The following is a 378-nucleotide window of genomic DNA, read 5'->3' as shown; positions in this document are numbered from 1 at the left end:
GTATTCAAGCCGCCAATCGCCGGGGTCGAGGTGTCGTCGCCAGCGCGCACGCCGATCACGGCACCACTCGCGGCCGGCCCGTCGGCACCGCCTTCGTCGTTGTTCAGGACGTTGCCACTGACCGTCCCGCCCTCATCCACCGAGGCGGAATCAGCGTGAGCGGTCGGCAAGTCATCGACGATGTTCACGTCCAGGTTGCCGTTAGCGGTGGTGCCGTTATCGTCGGTGACAACGACCGCAAATTGCTCGCTGAGGCTATTGGCGCCGTTGGCGTTTGGATGGGTTTCATTGTCCAGCAAGGTGTAGCTGTAGCTGACCACGCCCGTGGTGGCGTCGTAGCCGGTGATGGTCAGGGTGTTGCCCAGCGCGGTGGTAATT

The 378-nt window shown here is 63.2% G+C and carries 1 protein-coding gene; it reads right to left on the bottom strand.

Going from position 1 to position 378, the window contains the following annotated elements; translation table 11 throughout:
• On the bottom strand, positions 1-378 hold a 378-nt coding region (locus AC09SL_RS29565), incomplete at both ends, for a hypothetical protein (RefSeq protein ID WP_479572022.1).

This window comes from Pseudomonas sp. PF05, from assembly GCF_056521845.1.
Note: the sequence above shows the minus strand (reverse complement) of the source record. Positions and strands in the feature narration are given on the sequence as shown.